Annotated in this window: 16 protein-coding genes and 1 tRNA gene; 10 read left to right on the top strand and 7 right to left on the bottom strand. The window is 71.0% G+C overall.

The window, feature by feature from the left end; genetic code table 11:
- Positions 1-137 precede the first annotated feature (137 nt).
- The 5 genes from SM754_RS14035 to SM754_RS14015 all read left to right on the top strand — a co-directional run bounded on the left by SM754_RS14035 (position 138) and on the right by SM754_RS14015 (position 5,826).
- Positions 138-1,331, top strand: a complete 1,194-nt coding sequence (locus SM754_RS14035) for a tRNA sulfurtransferase (RefSeq protein WP_323676868.1) — start codon at positions 138-140, stop codon at positions 1,329-1,331.
- A gap of 62 nt (positions 1,332-1,393) precedes the next feature.
- A complete protein-coding gene (locus SM754_RS14030; RefSeq protein ID WP_323676867.1) occupies positions 1,394-2,770 on the top strand; it encodes an aryl-sulfate sulfotransferase in 1,377 nt (458 codons plus the stop codon).
- Between the two features lie 87 nt (positions 2,771-2,857).
- Entirely contained in the window at positions 2,858-4,396 is a 1,539-nt protein-coding gene (locus SM754_RS14025; RefSeq protein ID WP_323676866.1) for an HTTM domain-containing protein, read from the top strand.
- 24 nt (positions 4,397-4,420) lie between these two features.
- Positions 4,421-4,912, top strand: a complete 492-nt coding sequence (locus SM754_RS14020) for a DUF5804 family protein (RefSeq protein ID WP_323676865.1) — start codon at positions 4,421-4,423, stop codon at positions 4,910-4,912.
- Positions 4,909-5,826, top strand: coding sequence for an alpha/beta fold hydrolase (locus tag SM754_RS14015; protein ID WP_323676864.1), 918 nt, complete (start codon positions 4,909-4,911; stop codon positions 5,824-5,826). Before SM754_RS14020 ends, SM754_RS14015 begins: the two co-directional genes overlap by 4 nt.
- Before the next feature lie 16 nt (positions 5,827-5,842).
- On the opposite strand, the gene SM754_RS14010 is transcribed toward SM754_RS14015, so the two are convergent.
- Both SM754_RS14010 and SM754_RS14005 read right to left on the bottom strand, forming a co-directional pair.
- Complete coding sequence (locus tag SM754_RS14010; protein ID WP_323676863.1) at positions 5,843-6,295, bottom strand: hypothetical protein; 453 nt, start codon at positions 6,293-6,295, stop codon at positions 5,843-5,845.
- A 100-nt stretch (positions 6,296-6,395) separates the two neighbouring features.
- Entirely contained in the window at positions 6,396-7,412 is a 1,017-nt protein-coding gene (locus SM754_RS14005; protein WP_323676862.1) for a PLP-dependent cysteine synthase family protein, read from the bottom strand.
- Positions 7,413-7,622: 210 nt separating this feature from the next.
- On the opposite strand from SM754_RS14005, the gene SM754_RS14000 reads away from it, so the two are divergent.
- Complete coding sequence (locus tag SM754_RS14000; protein ID WP_323676861.1) at positions 7,623-8,012, top strand: TlpA family protein disulfide reductase; 390 nt, start codon at positions 7,623-7,625, stop codon at positions 8,010-8,012.
- Positions 8,013-8,088: 76 nt separating this feature from the next.
- Here SM754_RS14000 and SM754_RS13995 read toward each other — a convergent pair whose 3' ends face one another.
- The gene (locus SM754_RS13995; protein ID WP_323676860.1) at positions 8,089-10,311 is read right to left on the bottom strand and encodes a thioredoxin domain-containing protein; all 2,223 of its coding nucleotides are present in this window, start codon (positions 10,309-10,311) and stop codon (positions 8,089-8,091) included.
- A gap of 9 nt (positions 10,312-10,320) precedes the next feature.
- On the opposite strand from SM754_RS13995, the gene SM754_RS13990 reads away from it, so the two are divergent.
- Positions 10,321-10,503, top strand: a complete 183-nt coding sequence (locus SM754_RS13990; RefSeq protein WP_323676859.1) for a hypothetical protein — start codon at positions 10,321-10,323, stop codon at positions 10,501-10,503.
- Positions 10,504-10,572: 69 nt separating this feature from the next.
- Complete coding sequence (gene purD, locus SM754_RS13985) at positions 10,573-11,895, top strand: phosphoribosylamine--glycine ligase (RefSeq protein ID WP_323676858.1); 1,323 nt, start codon at positions 10,573-10,575, stop codon at positions 11,893-11,895.
- A gap of 141 nt (positions 11,896-12,036) precedes the next feature.
- Here purD and SM754_RS13980 read toward each other — a convergent pair whose 3' ends face one another.
- Entirely contained in the window at positions 12,037-12,675 is a 639-nt protein-coding gene (locus SM754_RS13980; protein WP_323676857.1) for a hypothetical protein, read from the bottom strand.
- Positions 12,676-12,841: 166 nt separating this feature from the next.
- Here SM754_RS13980 and SM754_RS13975 point away from each other — a divergent pair, with 166 nt between their 5' ends.
- Entirely contained in the window at positions 12,842-13,402 is a 561-nt protein-coding gene (locus SM754_RS13975) for an acyltransferase (protein WP_323676856.1), read from the top strand.
- 35 nt (positions 13,403-13,437) lie between these two features.
- On the opposite strand, the gene SM754_RS13970 is transcribed toward SM754_RS13975, so the two are convergent.
- The 3 genes from SM754_RS13970 to SM754_RS13960 form a co-directional block, all read right to left on the bottom strand.
- A complete protein-coding gene (locus tag SM754_RS13970; protein ID WP_323676855.1) occupies positions 13,438-14,226 on the bottom strand; it encodes a mechanosensitive ion channel domain-containing protein in 789 nt (262 codons plus the stop codon).
- Positions 14,226-15,038 (bottom strand): diadenylate cyclase DacZ, encoded by an 813-nt coding sequence (gene dacZ, locus SM754_RS13965; RefSeq protein ID WP_323676854.1) that lies wholly within the window; start codon positions 15,036-15,038, stop codon positions 14,226-14,228. The genes SM754_RS13970 and dacZ overlap by 1 nt, the downstream gene beginning before the upstream one ends.
- A gap of 195 nt (positions 15,039-15,233) precedes the next feature.
- Positions 15,234-15,317, bottom strand: a tRNA-Leu gene (locus SM754_RS13960).
- 85 nt (positions 15,318-15,402) lie between these two features.
- On the opposite strand from SM754_RS13960, the gene SM754_RS13955 reads away from it, so the two are divergent.
- Positions 15,403-15,711: a transcription initiation factor IIB family protein gene (locus SM754_RS13955; protein ID WP_323676853.1), complete on the top strand. Its 309-nt coding sequence runs from the start codon at positions 15,403-15,405 to the stop codon at positions 15,709-15,711.
- Positions 15,712-15,736: the final 25 nt, after the last annotated feature.

Raw genomic sequence — 15,736 nt, 5'->3', positions numbered from 1 at the left:
ACGCCAAGGCAGAAACGGCTGACGAGTGGCTAAAATCATTCGCCTTCGCATGGAATCAGCTAATCTGAACGCGACCGGTCGTCTCGTGCGAGCGCGGACCGACACGCGTTTTGGCGGGCGCGCGGTACCGGGGAGTGATGCAGCCTCCTGGCGCGGACGTGGTGCTCGTGCGGCACGGCGACATGGGGTCGAAGTCCCGTGGCGTCAAGCGCGACATGGAGCACCGGCTGGGGGAGAACCTGCGCGCGATCCTCGACGACCGCGGGCTCGACGGCGACGTGGAGTTGACGTGGTCGCGACCGCGCGTCCACACCTCCGAGGGCGAGGCGGCGGCGGTCGCGAGGGCGGCCGCGGACACGTTCGGCGTCGTCTCCGCGAGCCCCGCGCTGTCGGTCGACTCGGAACTCGACGCGGTCTGCGACGCGCTCGCGGCGACGGCACGGGCGGTCTACGACGGGGGCGCGTTCGCGGTCGACGCCCGCCGCAGCGACCGGTCGCTCCCCTTCGACAGCGAGGACGTCCAGCGCGAGGGCGGACAGGCGGTCTGGGACGCGGCCGTCGACGCGGGCGTCGATCCCGAGGTCGACCTCGAGGACCCGGACGTGACCTTCGGCGTGGAGGTCCGCGCGGAGGCGACGTTCGTCTACACGGACACGGTCGAGGGCGTCGGCGGCCTGCCGCTCGGCTCGCAGGCGCCGCTCGTCGTCCTCGTCTCGGGCGGTATCGACTCGCCGGTCGCCGCGTTCGAGGTGATGAAACGCGGGAGTCCGATCGTGCCGGTGTACGTCGACCTCGGCGACTACGGCGGCCCCGACCATCGCGCTCGCGCCGTCCAGACCGTGCGGGACCTCGCGCGGTACGCGCCCAACCACGTCGCGGAGGCGTGGGTCGTCCCCGGCGGCGACGCGGTCGCGGGCCTCGTCGCGGAGATGGACCGCGGCCGGATGCTCGCCCACCGACGGTACCTCCTGCTGGTCGGCGAGGCGGTCGCCGAGGCCGTCGGCGCGGCCGGCGTCGTCACGGGCGAGGCCATCGGGCAGAAGTCCAGTCAGACCACGAGCAACCTCGCGGTCACCGACGCGGTGACGACGCTCCCCGTCCACCGGCCGCTGTTGACGTGGGACAAGCACGACATCACCGCGGTCGCTCGCGACGTCGGGACGTTCGCGGACTCCACCATCGACGCCGGCTGTAACCGCCTGGTGCCCGACGAACCGGTTGTCGACGGGAGTCTCGACCAGATACGCGCGCTCGAACCTGACGACCTGGCGCCGTGGGCGCGCGACGCCGTCGACCGCGCCGAACGCGTCCCCATCGACCGGGACGCTTAGGACACCGCCGGTCGCACCGCCGAACCGTAACTTTGGAGACGTATCGCGTCCGCAACTGGACTGTGAGCGCCCTCCACGCGGTTCCACGTCCCTCCAGACGCACGCTTCGCGTCCTCGCGGTCGTGCTCGTACTCGCGAGCGCGAGCCCGGCGATGGCGACCGTCCTCGGCGTCGCCACCGGGAGCGCGGAGTACGACGGTGGCGTCCCCGACGCCGTCCCGCCCGCGGACGGCCACACGGTCGTCACCGTCGACGGCATCGGGCCCGGACTCATCGCCGCGTACGCCCCGAACGGGTCGAAGGTGTACGAGGCCGACGACCACCGGTTCTATCACGACGTCGACCCCGCCCCGCGGTTCGGGAAGGCGACGGTGACGTACGTCGCGAGCCACGCGGCGTTCCCGCGACACTGTGCGAGCGACGACGGCTGCCGGAAGTCCCAGGTGATGCGCCTGAACGTCACCACCGGCGAGCGCGAGGAGCTCTGGGCGCGGTACGCGACCCCGAGCGGCTCGAACAACATCCACGACGTCGACTTCGTGAACGACACGCACCTCGTCGTCGCCGAGATATCGCATCCCGACGGCGTCTACGTGGTGAACGTCTCCGCGGACGAGGAGGTGTGGCGGTGGAACGCGAGCGAGCACTACGCGCCGAACGCCTCGGGCGGCCAGTACCCCGGCGACTGGACGCACATGAACGACGTCGAGTACCTCCACGACCGCGGGCTCGTGATGGCGAGCCCCCGGAACATGGACTCGGTCATCTTCCTCCGGCCGGGCGAGGGCGTCGTCGAGAACATGACGCTCGGGAGCGACGGCGACCATCGCACTCTCTACGAGGCGCACAACCCCGACTTCATCCCAGCGGAGCGCGGCGGGCCGGCGGTCCTCGTCGCGGACAGCGAGAACGACCGCGTCGTCGAGTACCAGCGCGTCGACGGCTCGTGGGAGCGCTCGTGGCTGTGGCGCGACGGCCGGGTGCAGTGGCCGCGGGACGCGGACCGCCTCCCGAACGACCACACGCTCGTGACGGACACCCACAGCGACCGCGTCGTCGAGGTCGACGAAGCGGGCGACGTCGTCTGGCAGATGCGGTTCCCGGGCCCCTACGAGGCCGAGCGCCTCGGGACGGGCGAGGAGAGCGCGGGCGGTGTCGCCGCCGCCGAGTCCGGTATCGACTCGCGGCGCGCGAGCGGCGGCGTCCTCGGTGGCGTCGCCCTCGCCGCGGAGGACGCCCTCCCGAGCCTCCTCGTGAACGGGATGCTGTTCACGCTCCCGCGGTGGATGAACCCCGTCGACGCCGTCGGGATGGTGTTCGCTGCACTGTTCGCGGTCGCCTGGGGCGTCGGCGAACTCGGCCTCGTCGCCCGGCGACGCGTCGGCGAGGACTCGGCGACTACCGGGGACGCGGACGGGAGCACGCCCGGGGACGACTGACGCTCCCGTCGCGACCGCGAGTCGAGCGTCGGCGCCGGCAGGACGCAAGACATTTCTCCGTGCTACTGGTCGATACGGCTCGAAACGATGTCCCGTCTCGCGCGCGTTCGCAACGCCGTCGCCGCGCGGTTCTCGGTGGACCGGCGAGCGCTCGCCGCGCTCCGCGTCGTACTCGCAGCGGCCGTCCTCGTCGACCTCGCGCTCCGCCTGCCGGACGTCCGCGCGTTCTACACGGACGCGGGCGTCCTCCCGCGGGACCTCCTGTTCGAGCTCTACCCGACCCTCGGCCGTGCGTCGCTGCACGCCCTCTCGGGCGCACTCTGGTGGCAGTACGTGCTGTTCGCGTGCCTGGGGGTCGCCGCGGTCGCGATGGCCGTCGGGTACCGGACGCGGCTCGCGACCGTCATCACCGCCTGCCTCCTGATATCGCTACAGCTCCGGAATCCCGTCGTGTTGAACTCGGGGCACTCGCTCCTGCGCCGGCTCCTCCTCTGGAGCGCGCTCCTCCCGCTGGGCGCGCGATGGAGCGTCGACGCCCGCCACCGGAGCGCCGAAGCCTCAGCGACCGACGGGGCGGACCGCGGGAGCGGTCGGGTCCGCTCCCTCGCCGCGGCCGGCCTCCTCGTGCAGGTGCTCGCGGTCTACGTCGTCAACGCCGCCGTGAAGGCCCGCGGCGACGCGTGGGCGGCCGGCACCGCGGGCCGGCTCGTGTTCGGGATGGACGCGCTCACCGTCCTCCTCGGCGACGTCGTCGCGGGCTTCCCGACGTTGCTCACCGCCGGGACGTACGCGTGGGTCGCGCTCCTCGTGGCGTCGCCGCTGCTCGTCCTCGCGACCGGACGCGCCCGGGCCGCGCTCGTCGCCGCGTTCGCCGCCGGACACGTCGCGATGGCGCTCACGCTCCGACTCGGCGTCTTCCCGCTGGTCTCGCTGGGCGCGCTACTCCCGTTCCTCCCCTCGTTCGTCTGGGAGCGCGTCGAGCGCGTCGTCGACGACCGCCTCGCCCCGCGCGCCGACGCGGCCACCGACCGACTCGGACTCGCAGCCGGCTCCGGAGCGCGCACGCCACTGCTGCCGTCGACCGTCCGCGACCTCGGCGCGGGGTCGGGGCGAGCGCTCGCGGCCGCGTTGCTCGCGTTCGTCCTCGTCTGGAACGCCGCGGCACTCGGGCTGCTCGCGCTCCCCGCGAGCGTCACGGACACGGTCGACCCCGAGGAGCGCCGCTGGGACATGTTCGCACCGGAGCCGCGCTCGACGGGCGGCTGGTGGGTCACCGTCGGCACGACGACGACCGGCGAGCGCGTCGACCTCTCGCCGGGGACCGCGTCGACGGCGATGCCCCCCGACGTCGACGCCACGTACCCCGGCCATCGCTGGTACTTCTACCTCACGACGCTCCGGGACTCGCCCCCACCACCGGCCGCACTCGGCGACCGGTTCCCCCAGTACCTCTGCGAGCGCTGGAACCGCCGGCACGACTCGACGCTCGAATCGGCGAACGTCACGTTCGTCGCCCGAACGGTCGTCCTCGACGGGCCGGACCGCATCGACGTCAGACCGTTCGGCGTCACCGACTGCGCGGGTACGGAGGAGAGCGACGACGGCGCGCGAGCCGAAACGGATTAGCGTCGTCGTCCCCGAGAGGCGGCCGTGACAGAGGTCTGCTTCGTCGGGGACGCTGACTGCGACCTCCAGTACGAGTTGCTCTCGCGGGAGACCGCGCGGGAGGCGCTGTCGACGTACGACCTGCGGCGGCCGTTCGAGAACGCCATCGCGCTACGGACGGTGAGCCTCGGCGCCGCGGTCTCGCTGTGCAACGACCTGAACTGGTACGTCGTCCGGTTCGTCGACGACGTCCTCGTGCGCGAACCGAGCGTCGACGACGGCGAGTGGCTCTCTCGAGACCTCGCCACCGCGGTCCGGGACGGCGACGTTCACGGCCCCGAGACCGGCGAGTACCTGAAGGTGTACGGGCTCGAGGAGCCGGAGGTGACGCCCGAGGACCCGAACCCCGAGGGGCCGCCGGCGCTCGTCGAACCGCTGTACGTCTCGCGGCAGGACGGCGCGGTCCCCGAGTACGACCTCCGGGACGTCGACGACACCGTCGTCGTCCGACTCACCGAGGGGGAGTTCACCGTATGATCCCCGAAGACGAACGCGAATCAGTCGACGGCACGGACGGACGCGTCGAGCCGGCGCTCGATGGGCCGGCGAGCGTGGGGTCCGGCGTCGCCGTGGTGAACGGCCGACAGGTCGCGTACCGACGTGCGGGCACGGAGGGACCGCCGCTGGTGCTCCTGCACGGCGCCGGCGTGGACGACGGCGCACTCTCCTGGGCGCACGTGCTGCCCGAGCTCGGTCGAACGCACCGCGTGTACGCGGTCGACTGGCCGGGGCACGGCGAGAGCGACGACGCGCCCGAGCACTCCGTGGACGCGTACCGCGACGTCCTCGTCGGCGTGCTCGACGAACTCGGCCTGGCGTCGGTCGCGCTCGCCGGCATCTCGATGGGCGCCGGGGTCGCGCTCTCGTTCGCGCTCGCGCACCCCGACCGCGTCGACCGGCTCGCGCTCGTCTCCAGCTACGGCCTCGGCTCGTCGGTCCCCGCCGGGTCGCTCTGGTACGCGCTCGCGAACGTCCCCGGCGCGAACCAGGCCGGGTACGCCGCGATGGGGACGTCGACGACCGCCGCGCGGACCGGGCTCTCGCAGGTCGTGCACGACGCGAGCACGCTCGACGCGGGGTTCGTCGAGGCGTTCCGGGAGCGCGCGAGTCGCGCCGGCGCCGGCGCGGCGTTCGCCGCGTTCCAGCGCAGCGAGATCGGGCCGTCGGGGCGCGTCGAGACGGACCTCGCCGGGCGACTCGCGGACCTCGCGGTCGAGACGCTGTTCGTCCACGGGACCCAGGACCCGCTGTTCCCCGTCGAGTGGGCGCGTCGCGCCGCCGAACGCGCCCCCGACGCGTCGCTCGTCGAGATTCCCGACTGCGGGCACTGGCCGACGCGAGAGCACCCCGACGTTGTCGTGGACGCGTTCCGCTCGTTCTTCGCGCCCTGATGGCTCCGGGAGGGCGTTACAGTTCCTCGACGAGTGCGAGCCAGCCGGCCAGCGACCAGCCGACGGCCGCTCCGAAGAGCACCGGGAGCCCGAACGTAGAGACGTGCGCCTGGAGCCCGAGGAGGCCCGCGGCGACGACGGCGCCGACGACGTCGAGGAGGAGGTTCGGCGTGGACCCGTACACGCTCGGGTTGAGCGCGAACGCGAGCGTCGGGGCGACGAACCCGACCGTCGCGCCGACGGCCGCGCTCCGCCGGCGCGTCCGGACGCCCGGCCGTTCGGCCGCTCGCCACCAGCACGCGCTCCCGGCGAGGAACGCGCCGAGTGCCGTCGACAGCACGAAGTCGAGTCCGGGCGCGAACGACGGGTTCGAGAGGTCGAGCACGAACAGGAACGCGACCGCGACGATGGCGTAGCTCGCCCCCACAGCGGCTGACACGCCGGTCGCCCGCTCTGCCACTCCGGTCACGCTCGCGACGTACCCGCCCGCGCCGGAGAAACGTTCTGGTTCCCGGCCGAGCGACCGGCGTCGACGCGCGCACTCCGGGGTCGAACGCGCGGCCGCCCGGTCACTCGGGCTCGTCGAACATCCCCGTCGACAGGTAGCGTTCGCCGGAGTCCCAGAACACGGTCACGACGAGCGGACAGTCCTCGCCAGCGTCCCGCCCCGCACCGACCACCGCCTCCGGAGCGTCGCCGTCGCGCTCGCCGACGGGCGTCCGCGGTTCACCAGTGCCGGCAGGCGGACACTCGGCGTCCGGGTCCGCGATCCGTTCTGCGACGCGCTTCGCGGCGACGTTCGTCGCCCCCGAGGACTGCCCGACGAGGATTCCCTCCTCGCGAGCGAGCCGCCGGCACTCGGCCTCCGCAGTCTCGACGTCCACCGTCTCCACGTCGTCGATGAGACCGCGCTCGAGGTTCGGACTGACGAACCCCGGCCCCATCCCCTGGAAGTCGTCGTCCCCGCTCTCGCCCGTCGACAACACCGCGTTCTCCTCTGGTTCGACCGCGACGACCGTCATGTCGGGGAACTCCTCGCGGAGCCGTCGCGCGTTCCCCGAGAGCGTCCCACCGGTCCCGACGCCCGCCACGAACGCGTCTATCTCCCGACCCTCGACCTGCTCGAGGATCTCCTCGGCGGTCGTGCGGTAGTGCGCTCGCGGGTTCGCCTCGTTCTCGAACTGATGCAACTGGACCGCGCCCATCTCGCGCTCGATCTCGTCAGCGCGCTCCTTCGCCGCCTCGATCTCCCCGTCGACGAGCTCCAGGTCCGCGCCGTACGCGCTCATCACCTGCCGACGCTCCGGGCTCTTCGACGCCGGCATCACGATGGTGCACTCGTAGCCACGCGCCGCGCACACCATCGCCACGCCGATGCCGGTGTTCCCGCTCGTCGGCTCCACCACGCGGTCGCCGGGTTCCAGTTCCCCGGCGCGCTCGGCCGACCGGATCATCTCCAGCGCCGGCCGGTCCTTCGCGGACCCCGCCGGGTTGAACGACTCGACCTTCGCCGCGACCGTCGCCCCCGGCGGGCCGTCGACCGCCACGAGCGGGGACCCGATGGTCCCGAGGATGCTCCGCTTCATACCACCGAGTTCGCCCTCAGCGGTTTTACCGTGTCGGTCACCGGCAGGGCGTGACGCTACCGGAGCCACCCCGCCGCGGGGTTCGGGTCTCGCAGACGACGTCGGTGGGTGGGCAGGTGGGTGGGCGAGTGGGTGGCCGTGATGCGCGGACGCGTCGGCTCTTCTGACGGGAGCGGAACCGTCAAACCCGTCGCGTCGGTACGAGGGTGTATGAGCGAGTCATTGGAGTTGGAGACGATGCGGCCGAACCCGGCGTTCTCGCCGGGCGCGTACGAGGACAGTGTCGCGACGTGGGAGGCGCTCGCCGACCGCGTGGTCGTGAAGGTCTGGGGCGGGGACTGGTGCGTGGACTGCCGCCAGCAGCTGCCCGACTTCGGCGCGCTGCTCTCCGCCGCGGGCGTCGACGCTATCGAGCACTATCCCGTCGAGCGCGAGGACGGCGAGAAGGTCGGGCCGGGCGTCGACGCGTACGGCGTCGAGTTCATCCCGACGGTGGTCGTCGAGGACCGCGAGACCGGCGAGGAGCTCGCGCGGTTCGTCGAGGAGGCGGCCGCTCCGGTCGGTGTCGCGCTCGCCGAGGACCTCGAAGCGCACGTCTGAGCCGCTCCGCCTCGAACTTCTTCGTCGCGGCTCGACGCACCGCCCGGGCCTCTCAGCCCCGGTCCGTTCCTCGGTGTCAGTCCTCGAAGAACGCGACGGCGTCCGCGAGCGCGTCGGCGGGCGGCGAGCACGCGAACGACCGGCAGGCGTACGCCGTCGGGCCGTCGCGAGCGTCCCGGTCCGCCCAGATGGGCGGGGCCTCGTCGAGGTCGAGGACGTCGAGCCACGCGTCGAGGCCGTCCGCGGTCGCGGGCCGCTGAGCGACGACGCGCCGCGGGAGGTACGTCGCCGCGAGCGTCTCCCGGAACTCCGCGGGCCGGTCGTCGCACGCGAGCGTGAGTTCCGCGTCGCCGCGCCGGAATCGGTCGGCGACGAGCGCGAGCGAGGGATGCTCGACGGGACTGGCCTCGACGCGGGAGCCGTGGCGTTCGAGGACGGTCTCGACGACGGCCTCGTAGCGGTCGTCGGTCGTGAAGTGGTCGAGGCTCAGGAGGACGTCGCACGCGACGCCGAGACTGGACGGCGTGGACTGGTCGCGGACCTCCTGCGGGCGGACGACGAGGCCTTCGCCGGAGGCTGGCGTGAAGAACACGCTCCCGGCGTCGGCGTCGTAGAACTCCTCGCAGACGACGTCCGCGAGGTCGCGAGCGAACGCCAGGGAGCGGACGTCGCCGGTGGCCTGGTAGTGGTCGAACGCGCCGCGAGCGAGACCGGCGTAGTCCTCCAGGTAGCCCTCACCCTGGACGTCGAGGCTTCGACCGTCCTCGACGGAGCCGTGGATATCCGGTCCGTCGTCGACGGCGGCGTCCGCGTCCACCGCGGCGTCGTCGGCGTCGACCGGGACCGCGCGTCGCGACAACCGGCGTTCGTCAGCGTCCCAGAGGTGCTCGCGGACGAACGCGAGCGCGTCCGCGGCCAGTTCGGCGTGCGCGTCGTCCTCGAGGACGATCGCGCTCTCGGCGAGCGCGCTGATGGCGAGTCCGTTCCAGCCGGCGAGTATCTTCTCGTCGCACCTGGGGCGCGGGCGGTCGCTGCGAGCGTCGAAGACGGCGTCGCGAGCGCGTTCGAGGCGCTCCCGGACCGCACCCGGTTCGAGGTCGTACGTGCTCGCGAGGTCGTCGACGGACGCCGAGAGCGTCAGGACCGTCTGGCCGTCCTCGAAGTTCCCCGTCTCGGTGACGCCGAAGCGCTCGCAGAACAGGTCCGCGTCCACGGAATCGCAGGCGTCGCTCGACGCTATCGCGTCGGCGACGGCGTCGGGCGTCCAGACGTAGAACGCGCCCTCCTCGTGGTCGCCCTCGGCGGTCTCGCTCTGTGCGTCGAGCGTCGCGTACAGCCCGCCGTCCGGATGCCGGAGCTCCCGTTCGACGAAGTCGACGGTCTCGCGGACGACGTCGGCGTACCGGTCGTCGCCGGTGACCTGGTGGCCCGCGAGGAACGCCCGCGGGAGTTCGGCGTTGTCGTACAGCATCTTCTCGAAGTGCGGTATCGTCCAGTCGCGGTCCGTGCAGTAGCGGTGGAAGCCGCCGCCGACGTGGTCGTAGAGGCCGCCGTCGGCCATCGCGGAGAGCGTCTCACGGACGACGTCGAAAGGCGCGTCGCGACCGCTCTCGGCGTGCTGGCGGAGCAGGACGTGAAGACGAGCCTCCTGCGGGAACTTCGGGCCCTGGTTCCCGAACCCGCCGTACTCGCGGTCGGCGCCGCGCTCGATGGCGGCGGCGGCGTCGGCGAGCAGGTCGTCGTCCGGGGCGCTCTCCCCCGCGGACGGCACGTCCTCCAGGCGGTCCTTCGCCGCGGCCGTCCACTGGTCCGCGCGAGACTCCATCTCGCGGCGGTCGTCCTCGTCCGCCCACGACTCCGCGATGCGCTCCAGGAGTCCCGCGAACCCAGGCGTGTTCCGCTTGGGCTCCTTCGGGAAGTACGTCCCGACGTAGAACGGCTTGCCCTCCGGCGTCAGCCACGCGGAGAGCGGCCAGCCGCCGCGACCGGTGACGGTCTGGCAGACCGTCATGTAGATGGAGTCGACGTCCGGGCGTTCCTCCCGGTCGACCTTGATGGGGACGAAGTGCTCGTTCAGCAGTTCGGCGACGGCCTCGTCCTGGAAGCTCTCGTCCTCCATGACGTGGCACCAGTGACACGCCGAGTACCCCACCGAGAGGAAGATGGGTTTGTCCTGTTCGCGGGCGGCGTCGAGCGCCGCGTCGTCCCAGGGCTGCCAGTTCACGGGGTTGTCGGCGTGCTGTCTCAGGTACGGCGACGCCTCCTCGTCGAGGCGGTTCCGGTCCGTGGGGTCGCTCATGGACGCCGGTTGGGGTCGACGGCGGGTAAAGGCGTTCGTCGCGGTCGACGGCGGGTACCGGCGTTCGTCGGGGCGGTCATCATCACGGTCGCGACGCTCGTCGAGCTCCGCCGCGAGTACGCGCGCGGCAACGTCGACGAGTGCGAGGTCGACGAGCGCCTCGACGAGCTGACCGGCGGGAACGAGAGATAAGCACGTCCGTGGATACTCTCGGCGCGTGGAAGGGCAAACTTTACAGCGTCGTGCGTACCCGTTTCGCGTATGTCAGAGACCGTCCTGCTCGTCGGCGGCGGTGGCCGCGAGCACGCCATCGCCCGAGCGGTCGCCGAAGCAGACGAGCCAGCCGACCTCTACGCCTGCGCGAGCAACCGCAACCCCGGCATCGCCCGCCTCGCCGAGGACTTCGAGACGCTCGACGAGAACGACCCCGAGGCCGTGGTCGAGTACGCGCTCGACGTGGACGCGACCATCGCGGCCATCGGGCCGGAGTCGCCGCTCCAGGCCGGCGTCGTCGACGCGCTCGAGGACGCCGGCGTGTACGCGTTCGCGCCCCGCGAGGCCGACGCACGCATCGAGACGGACAAGGCGTTCCAGCGCGAGTTCATGGCGGACAACGAGATACCGGGCCGCATCGACTACGCGACGTTCGACGACGTCGACGAGGCGTGCGCGTACGTCGAGGAGTACGACGGCGACGTCGCCGTCAAACCCGTCGGCCTCACCGGCGGGAAGGGCGTACGGGTCACCGGCGACCAGGTGACGACCGCCGAGGCCGTCGAGTACATGCGCGACAGCGACTGGGACGACTGGGTCGTCGAGGAGCGACTCGTCGGCGAGGAGTTCACCATCCAGGCGTTCGTCGCCGGCGACGACGTCCTCGTCACGCCCGCCGTCCAGGACCACAAGCGCGCCTACGAGGGCGACGAGGGCCCGAACACGGGCGGCATGGGGAGCTACACCGACGCCTCGTTCCAGCTGCCGTTCATGACCGAAGCGGACAGCTTCGAGGCGCTCAAGATCCTGGAGGCGACCGTGGACGCGCTGGAGGACTACCGCGGGGTCCTCTACGGCCAGTTCATGCTGACCGCGGACGGCATCAAGGTCGTCGAGTTCAACGCCCGGTTCGGTGACCCGGAAGCGATGAACACGCTCCCGGTCCTCGACACCGACTACGTCGAGGTCCTGCAGGCCGCGCGCGACGGCCACCCGCTCCCGGAACTCGAGTTCCAGGACCGCGCGACGGTCTGCAAGTACGCCGCGCCCGAAGGCTACCCCGTCGACCCCGAAGCCGGGACGAAGGTCACCGTCAACGAGGCCGGCGCGCGCGAGGTCGCCGCCGACTACGACGGCGACGCCCTCCTGTTCTACGCGAGCGTCGACGAGCGCGACGACGGCGTCTACACGACGACGTCGCGCGCGTTCGCCGTCGTCGGGGTCGCCGACACCATCGGCGATGCCGAAGCGGTCGCCGAAGCCGTCCTCGACGAGGCCGGCGAGGAGGGCCTCCACGTCCGCCACGACGTCGGAACCGACGCGCTCGTGCAGTCCCGCGTCGACCACGTCGAGGACCTCCGGAGCGACTGACCTCGCGAACGACCCGCCTCGACCACCTCGGCCCGTCTCGACCCGTCTCGAATCACTCCGACCTGCCTCAGCCCGCTACCCGACGGGTTCCTCGCGATGCCGAACCCGCGTCAGTACGGTGGACGTTCCGTCCGGCGGCGCTCAGTCGGGACTATACTTCTCGGACCAGTACGCGATGAGTGGGACGCCGAGGACCGTGGGCCACAACCACGCCACGATACCCAGCGTGGGCGTGAGGTTGACCGCCGAGACGGCACTCGCCGTCGCGATGAACGCGGCGATCATCCGCTGGAGGTGACTGACCAGCAACGCTCCGGGATCGGGGTCGCGGAAGGACAGGACGTCAACGGCCCCGAACGCGATTCCGATGCCGCCGAAGACGACCATCGCGACGCCGAACGTCCTCCCGTCGAGGAACCAGAGGACGCCCCACGCGGTCAGTCCGGCGCAGGCGACGATGACGCCCGCGGCGGCGGTCCAGTCGACGTAGTGAGCCGTCTTATCGGGGCCTCTCCGAGCGATTGCGCGGTATCCGGAGAGGGCGAGGTAGCCGCTGAAGACCGCGACGAGGCCGAGGATGATCCGGAAGGACGTCGGGTCGATGGCGAGGAGGCCGAACGTCGTCGCCACGACGACGCCCATCGAGACGACGAAGACCTTTCCGGCCCGTCGATGCCACCACCCGCCCTTCGTCGCCACGAGCGCGCCGAACCCGGCGAAGAGCGCCACCGTCCCCGCAGCGACGTGCAGCAGCAGCGTCCAGCCCTCGACGGTCGGCATGCGAAAGACCTCAGCAATCAGTCAGATAAATCTTGTTCCCCGCCAGGCGGAACGCCCGCTCGACGGTCGACGCGACCTGGCGATGGCCGGGCCGGCCTCCCGGCGGTTCCCGTCGAGGCCGCGTCCGCGGGATGGATTCAAGACCCAGCGTCGGCTACGGGGTACCGTGAGCGACGACGAGCCAGACGGTGGCGACGACCGAGGAGCGAGCGGCGACGACACCCCCAGGCACGACCGGGTCCATAGCCATCCGACGCAGGGACCGCTGAACTCGCTCCGGCACTGGACGGACGCGAAGTCGCCGTTGCGCGTCGCACTGAACTACGTCGTCGTCTGGCTCGTCCGCGTGTCGCCGAGCCTGAAACTGAAGACGTGGCTCTTGCGGCGCATCGGCGTCACCGTCGGCGACGGCGTGTCGTGGGGACTGGAGGCGACGCCGGACGTGTTCTGGCCCGAGCACATCACGATACGCGACCACGCGATAATCGGGTACGACGCGACGCTGCTCTGCCACGAGTTCCTCCAGGAGGAGTACCGCGTCGGCGACGTCGTCATTGGCGAACGCGCGATGATCGGCGCCGGCGCCATCGTCCTCCCCGGCGTCGAGATCGGTGACGGCGCGCAGGTCGCCGCGAACTCGCTCGTCACGCGCGACGTCCCGCCGGACACGACCGTCGCTGGCGTCCCGGCGCGAGCGATGAGCGGAGACGACCTCACGGACGACTGAGCGCGAGACCCGAACGGTGTCGCGGCGCCGACCGGTCAGCGTTGCCGCGCGACGCCTTCGCGGAGCACCTTCCGGTTCGGGACGACGTACTCCATGTCGTCGTCCTCGACGCGCGTCACGAACAGGTCGACCTCCTGGACGACGCCCTCGCTCTCGCCGATACGGACGCGGTCGCCGATACTGTACGGTTGTTCCAGCAGGAGGTAGACGCCGGCGGCGCCAGACCGCAGGAAGTCCCAGAGCGCGACGACGCCGAACACGACGATACCGAAGAAGTACACGAACAGCAGGACGATGAGCGCCGACGTCGCCACCCCGAGCTGACTGAGCGACACCAGCGCGGCGACGTACAGGACGCTGTACTTCACGATCCGCGAGACGAACGAGACCTCCGGGAGCTTCACGCCGCGGAGCCGCTCGCTCACGACGAGTTCTGCCTTGTCCGCGACGACGAACCCGACGACGAGCACGAGCACCGCGACGAACAACTGCGGGACCATCTGCACGATGACCGCCCAGAACAGCGCCGCGTTCAACCCCGCGACGTACACCGCCACCAGGATGGCGAACCCGTACACGAACCACGAACTCAACCGCGAGATGATGTCAACCGTCGACGTCCCGAGGCTCTGCGCGGTCCGCTCGAACGACGTCCCCTCGACCGCGTCGCCGACGTCCGCCGCCTTGAGCGCGCGACGACTGAGCTTCCCGATGAGGTAGCCGACGACGAACCCGATGACGACGACGACGCTCGCGAGCACGAACCGGTTCGATATCGCGGACTCCGCCCACTCAACGGCCTCCCCCACCTGTAACGGCACCATCAGTAGTCCTCCGGGTCGATCTCCAGGACGAGTTCACCACCCTTGAACGCGCGAACGAGCCCGTCGCTCTCGCTCAGGACGATGGCGGTCGCGTTCGTGTCCCGCGTCACCGCGCCCGCCGCCATGTGCCGCGTCCCGAGCCCCTTCGGGATGTCCACGCCCTCCGCCGACGGCTCCAGGTACCGGTACGCGCTCACGATCTTCCCCGAATCGGAGATGACGAACGCGCCGTCGAGCCGCGAGAACTCCTTGAGCATCACGTTCACGATCGGGTCGCCGACGTGGACGTGACTCTTCTCGAAGGGGTTGTACGAGAGCGGCCGGGACTTGTTCATCACCTTCCCGGCGTCACCGACGACGAACAGCGCCCCGACCGGTTCGCCCTTCTGGCCCTTCTTCCCCAGCTCCACGACGAGTTCGAGGACGTTCTTGATGACCGACGCCTCCGCGCGCGAGTTCGCGAACAGGTCGTAGACGCCCGACCGGACCTCCTCGTCGGCGCGAACGCGCGAGACCGTGTCCGCGGTCCCGTCGAAGACGCTCGTCGCGCAGACGACGACGTCCCCGCCGTCGACGAACCCCTGTTCGAGCGCGCCCTCCAGCCCGAACTTCACGCGCTGCGACACCTCCTCGAAGTCCAGGGGCAGTTCGACGAACGCGTCGGCCCCCACCGAGTTCTCGGTGGCGACGACGACGACGTCGGTCTCCTCCAGGTCGTCGAACCGCTCGAAGTACGAGCCGTTCGGCGAGAACAACACTACGGCGTCGACGTCAGCGAACAACCCGTCGAACAACTCGCCGATATCCTCCATTGGCGAGTTAGAATCGCCCGCCCGTCAAAAAGCCTTGTGCAGCGTCCGACGCCAGTCAGACGACTGTCACGCGTCAGCAGCCCACAGGACGCGGGATACGAGAGCCGGATTTGAACCACGGTCGCTCACCCCGTTCGCTCCCTGATTCAAATCCGGTCGTCGCGATGCCTCTCCTCACGTTCGTTCGGAGAGGCATGCGCGGGACCGGATTTGAACCGGCGGACTCCTACGAGACAGCGTCCTAAGCGCTGCGCCGTTTCCTGGCTTGGCTACCCGCGCGCGGTCCGAACGTAGGCGTCGAGTGCTTCAAGAACCTGTCGTCTCGGACGCGAGATTGAAGGGTGAGGCCGACGGAGAGCCGCACGTGTATCGAGCGAGCGACCGCGTGGACAACGAGGAGTGGATACGGGAACTGCAGGCGGTCTGCGAGCGATTGGAGTTGGGGTCGGCGGCGCGGACGACCGCGACGGACCTCTTCCTGTCGACCGCACCGGAGGCGGACCGGTCGAAGCCCGCGGCGATCGCGGCGAGCGTGTACGCGGCCGCGCTCCTAGAGAGCGACGAGCGCTCGCAGACCGCGGTCGCCGACGCCGCGGACGTCTCCCGGTTGAGCGTCCAGCAGCGCTGGAAGGACGTGCTCGAGGAGGCGGGATTCGAACCACCGTCCTGGTAGCGGCGTGCGGGGGCGGCGTCGCGGA

Source organism: Halorubellus amylolyticus (assembly GCF_034808145.1).
GTDB lineage: Archaea > Halobacteriota > Halobacteria > Halobacteriales > Natrialbaceae > Halorubellus.
The sequence above is the reverse complement of the archived record's forward strand: the minus strand, read 5'-3'. Positions and strand labels throughout refer to the sequence as shown.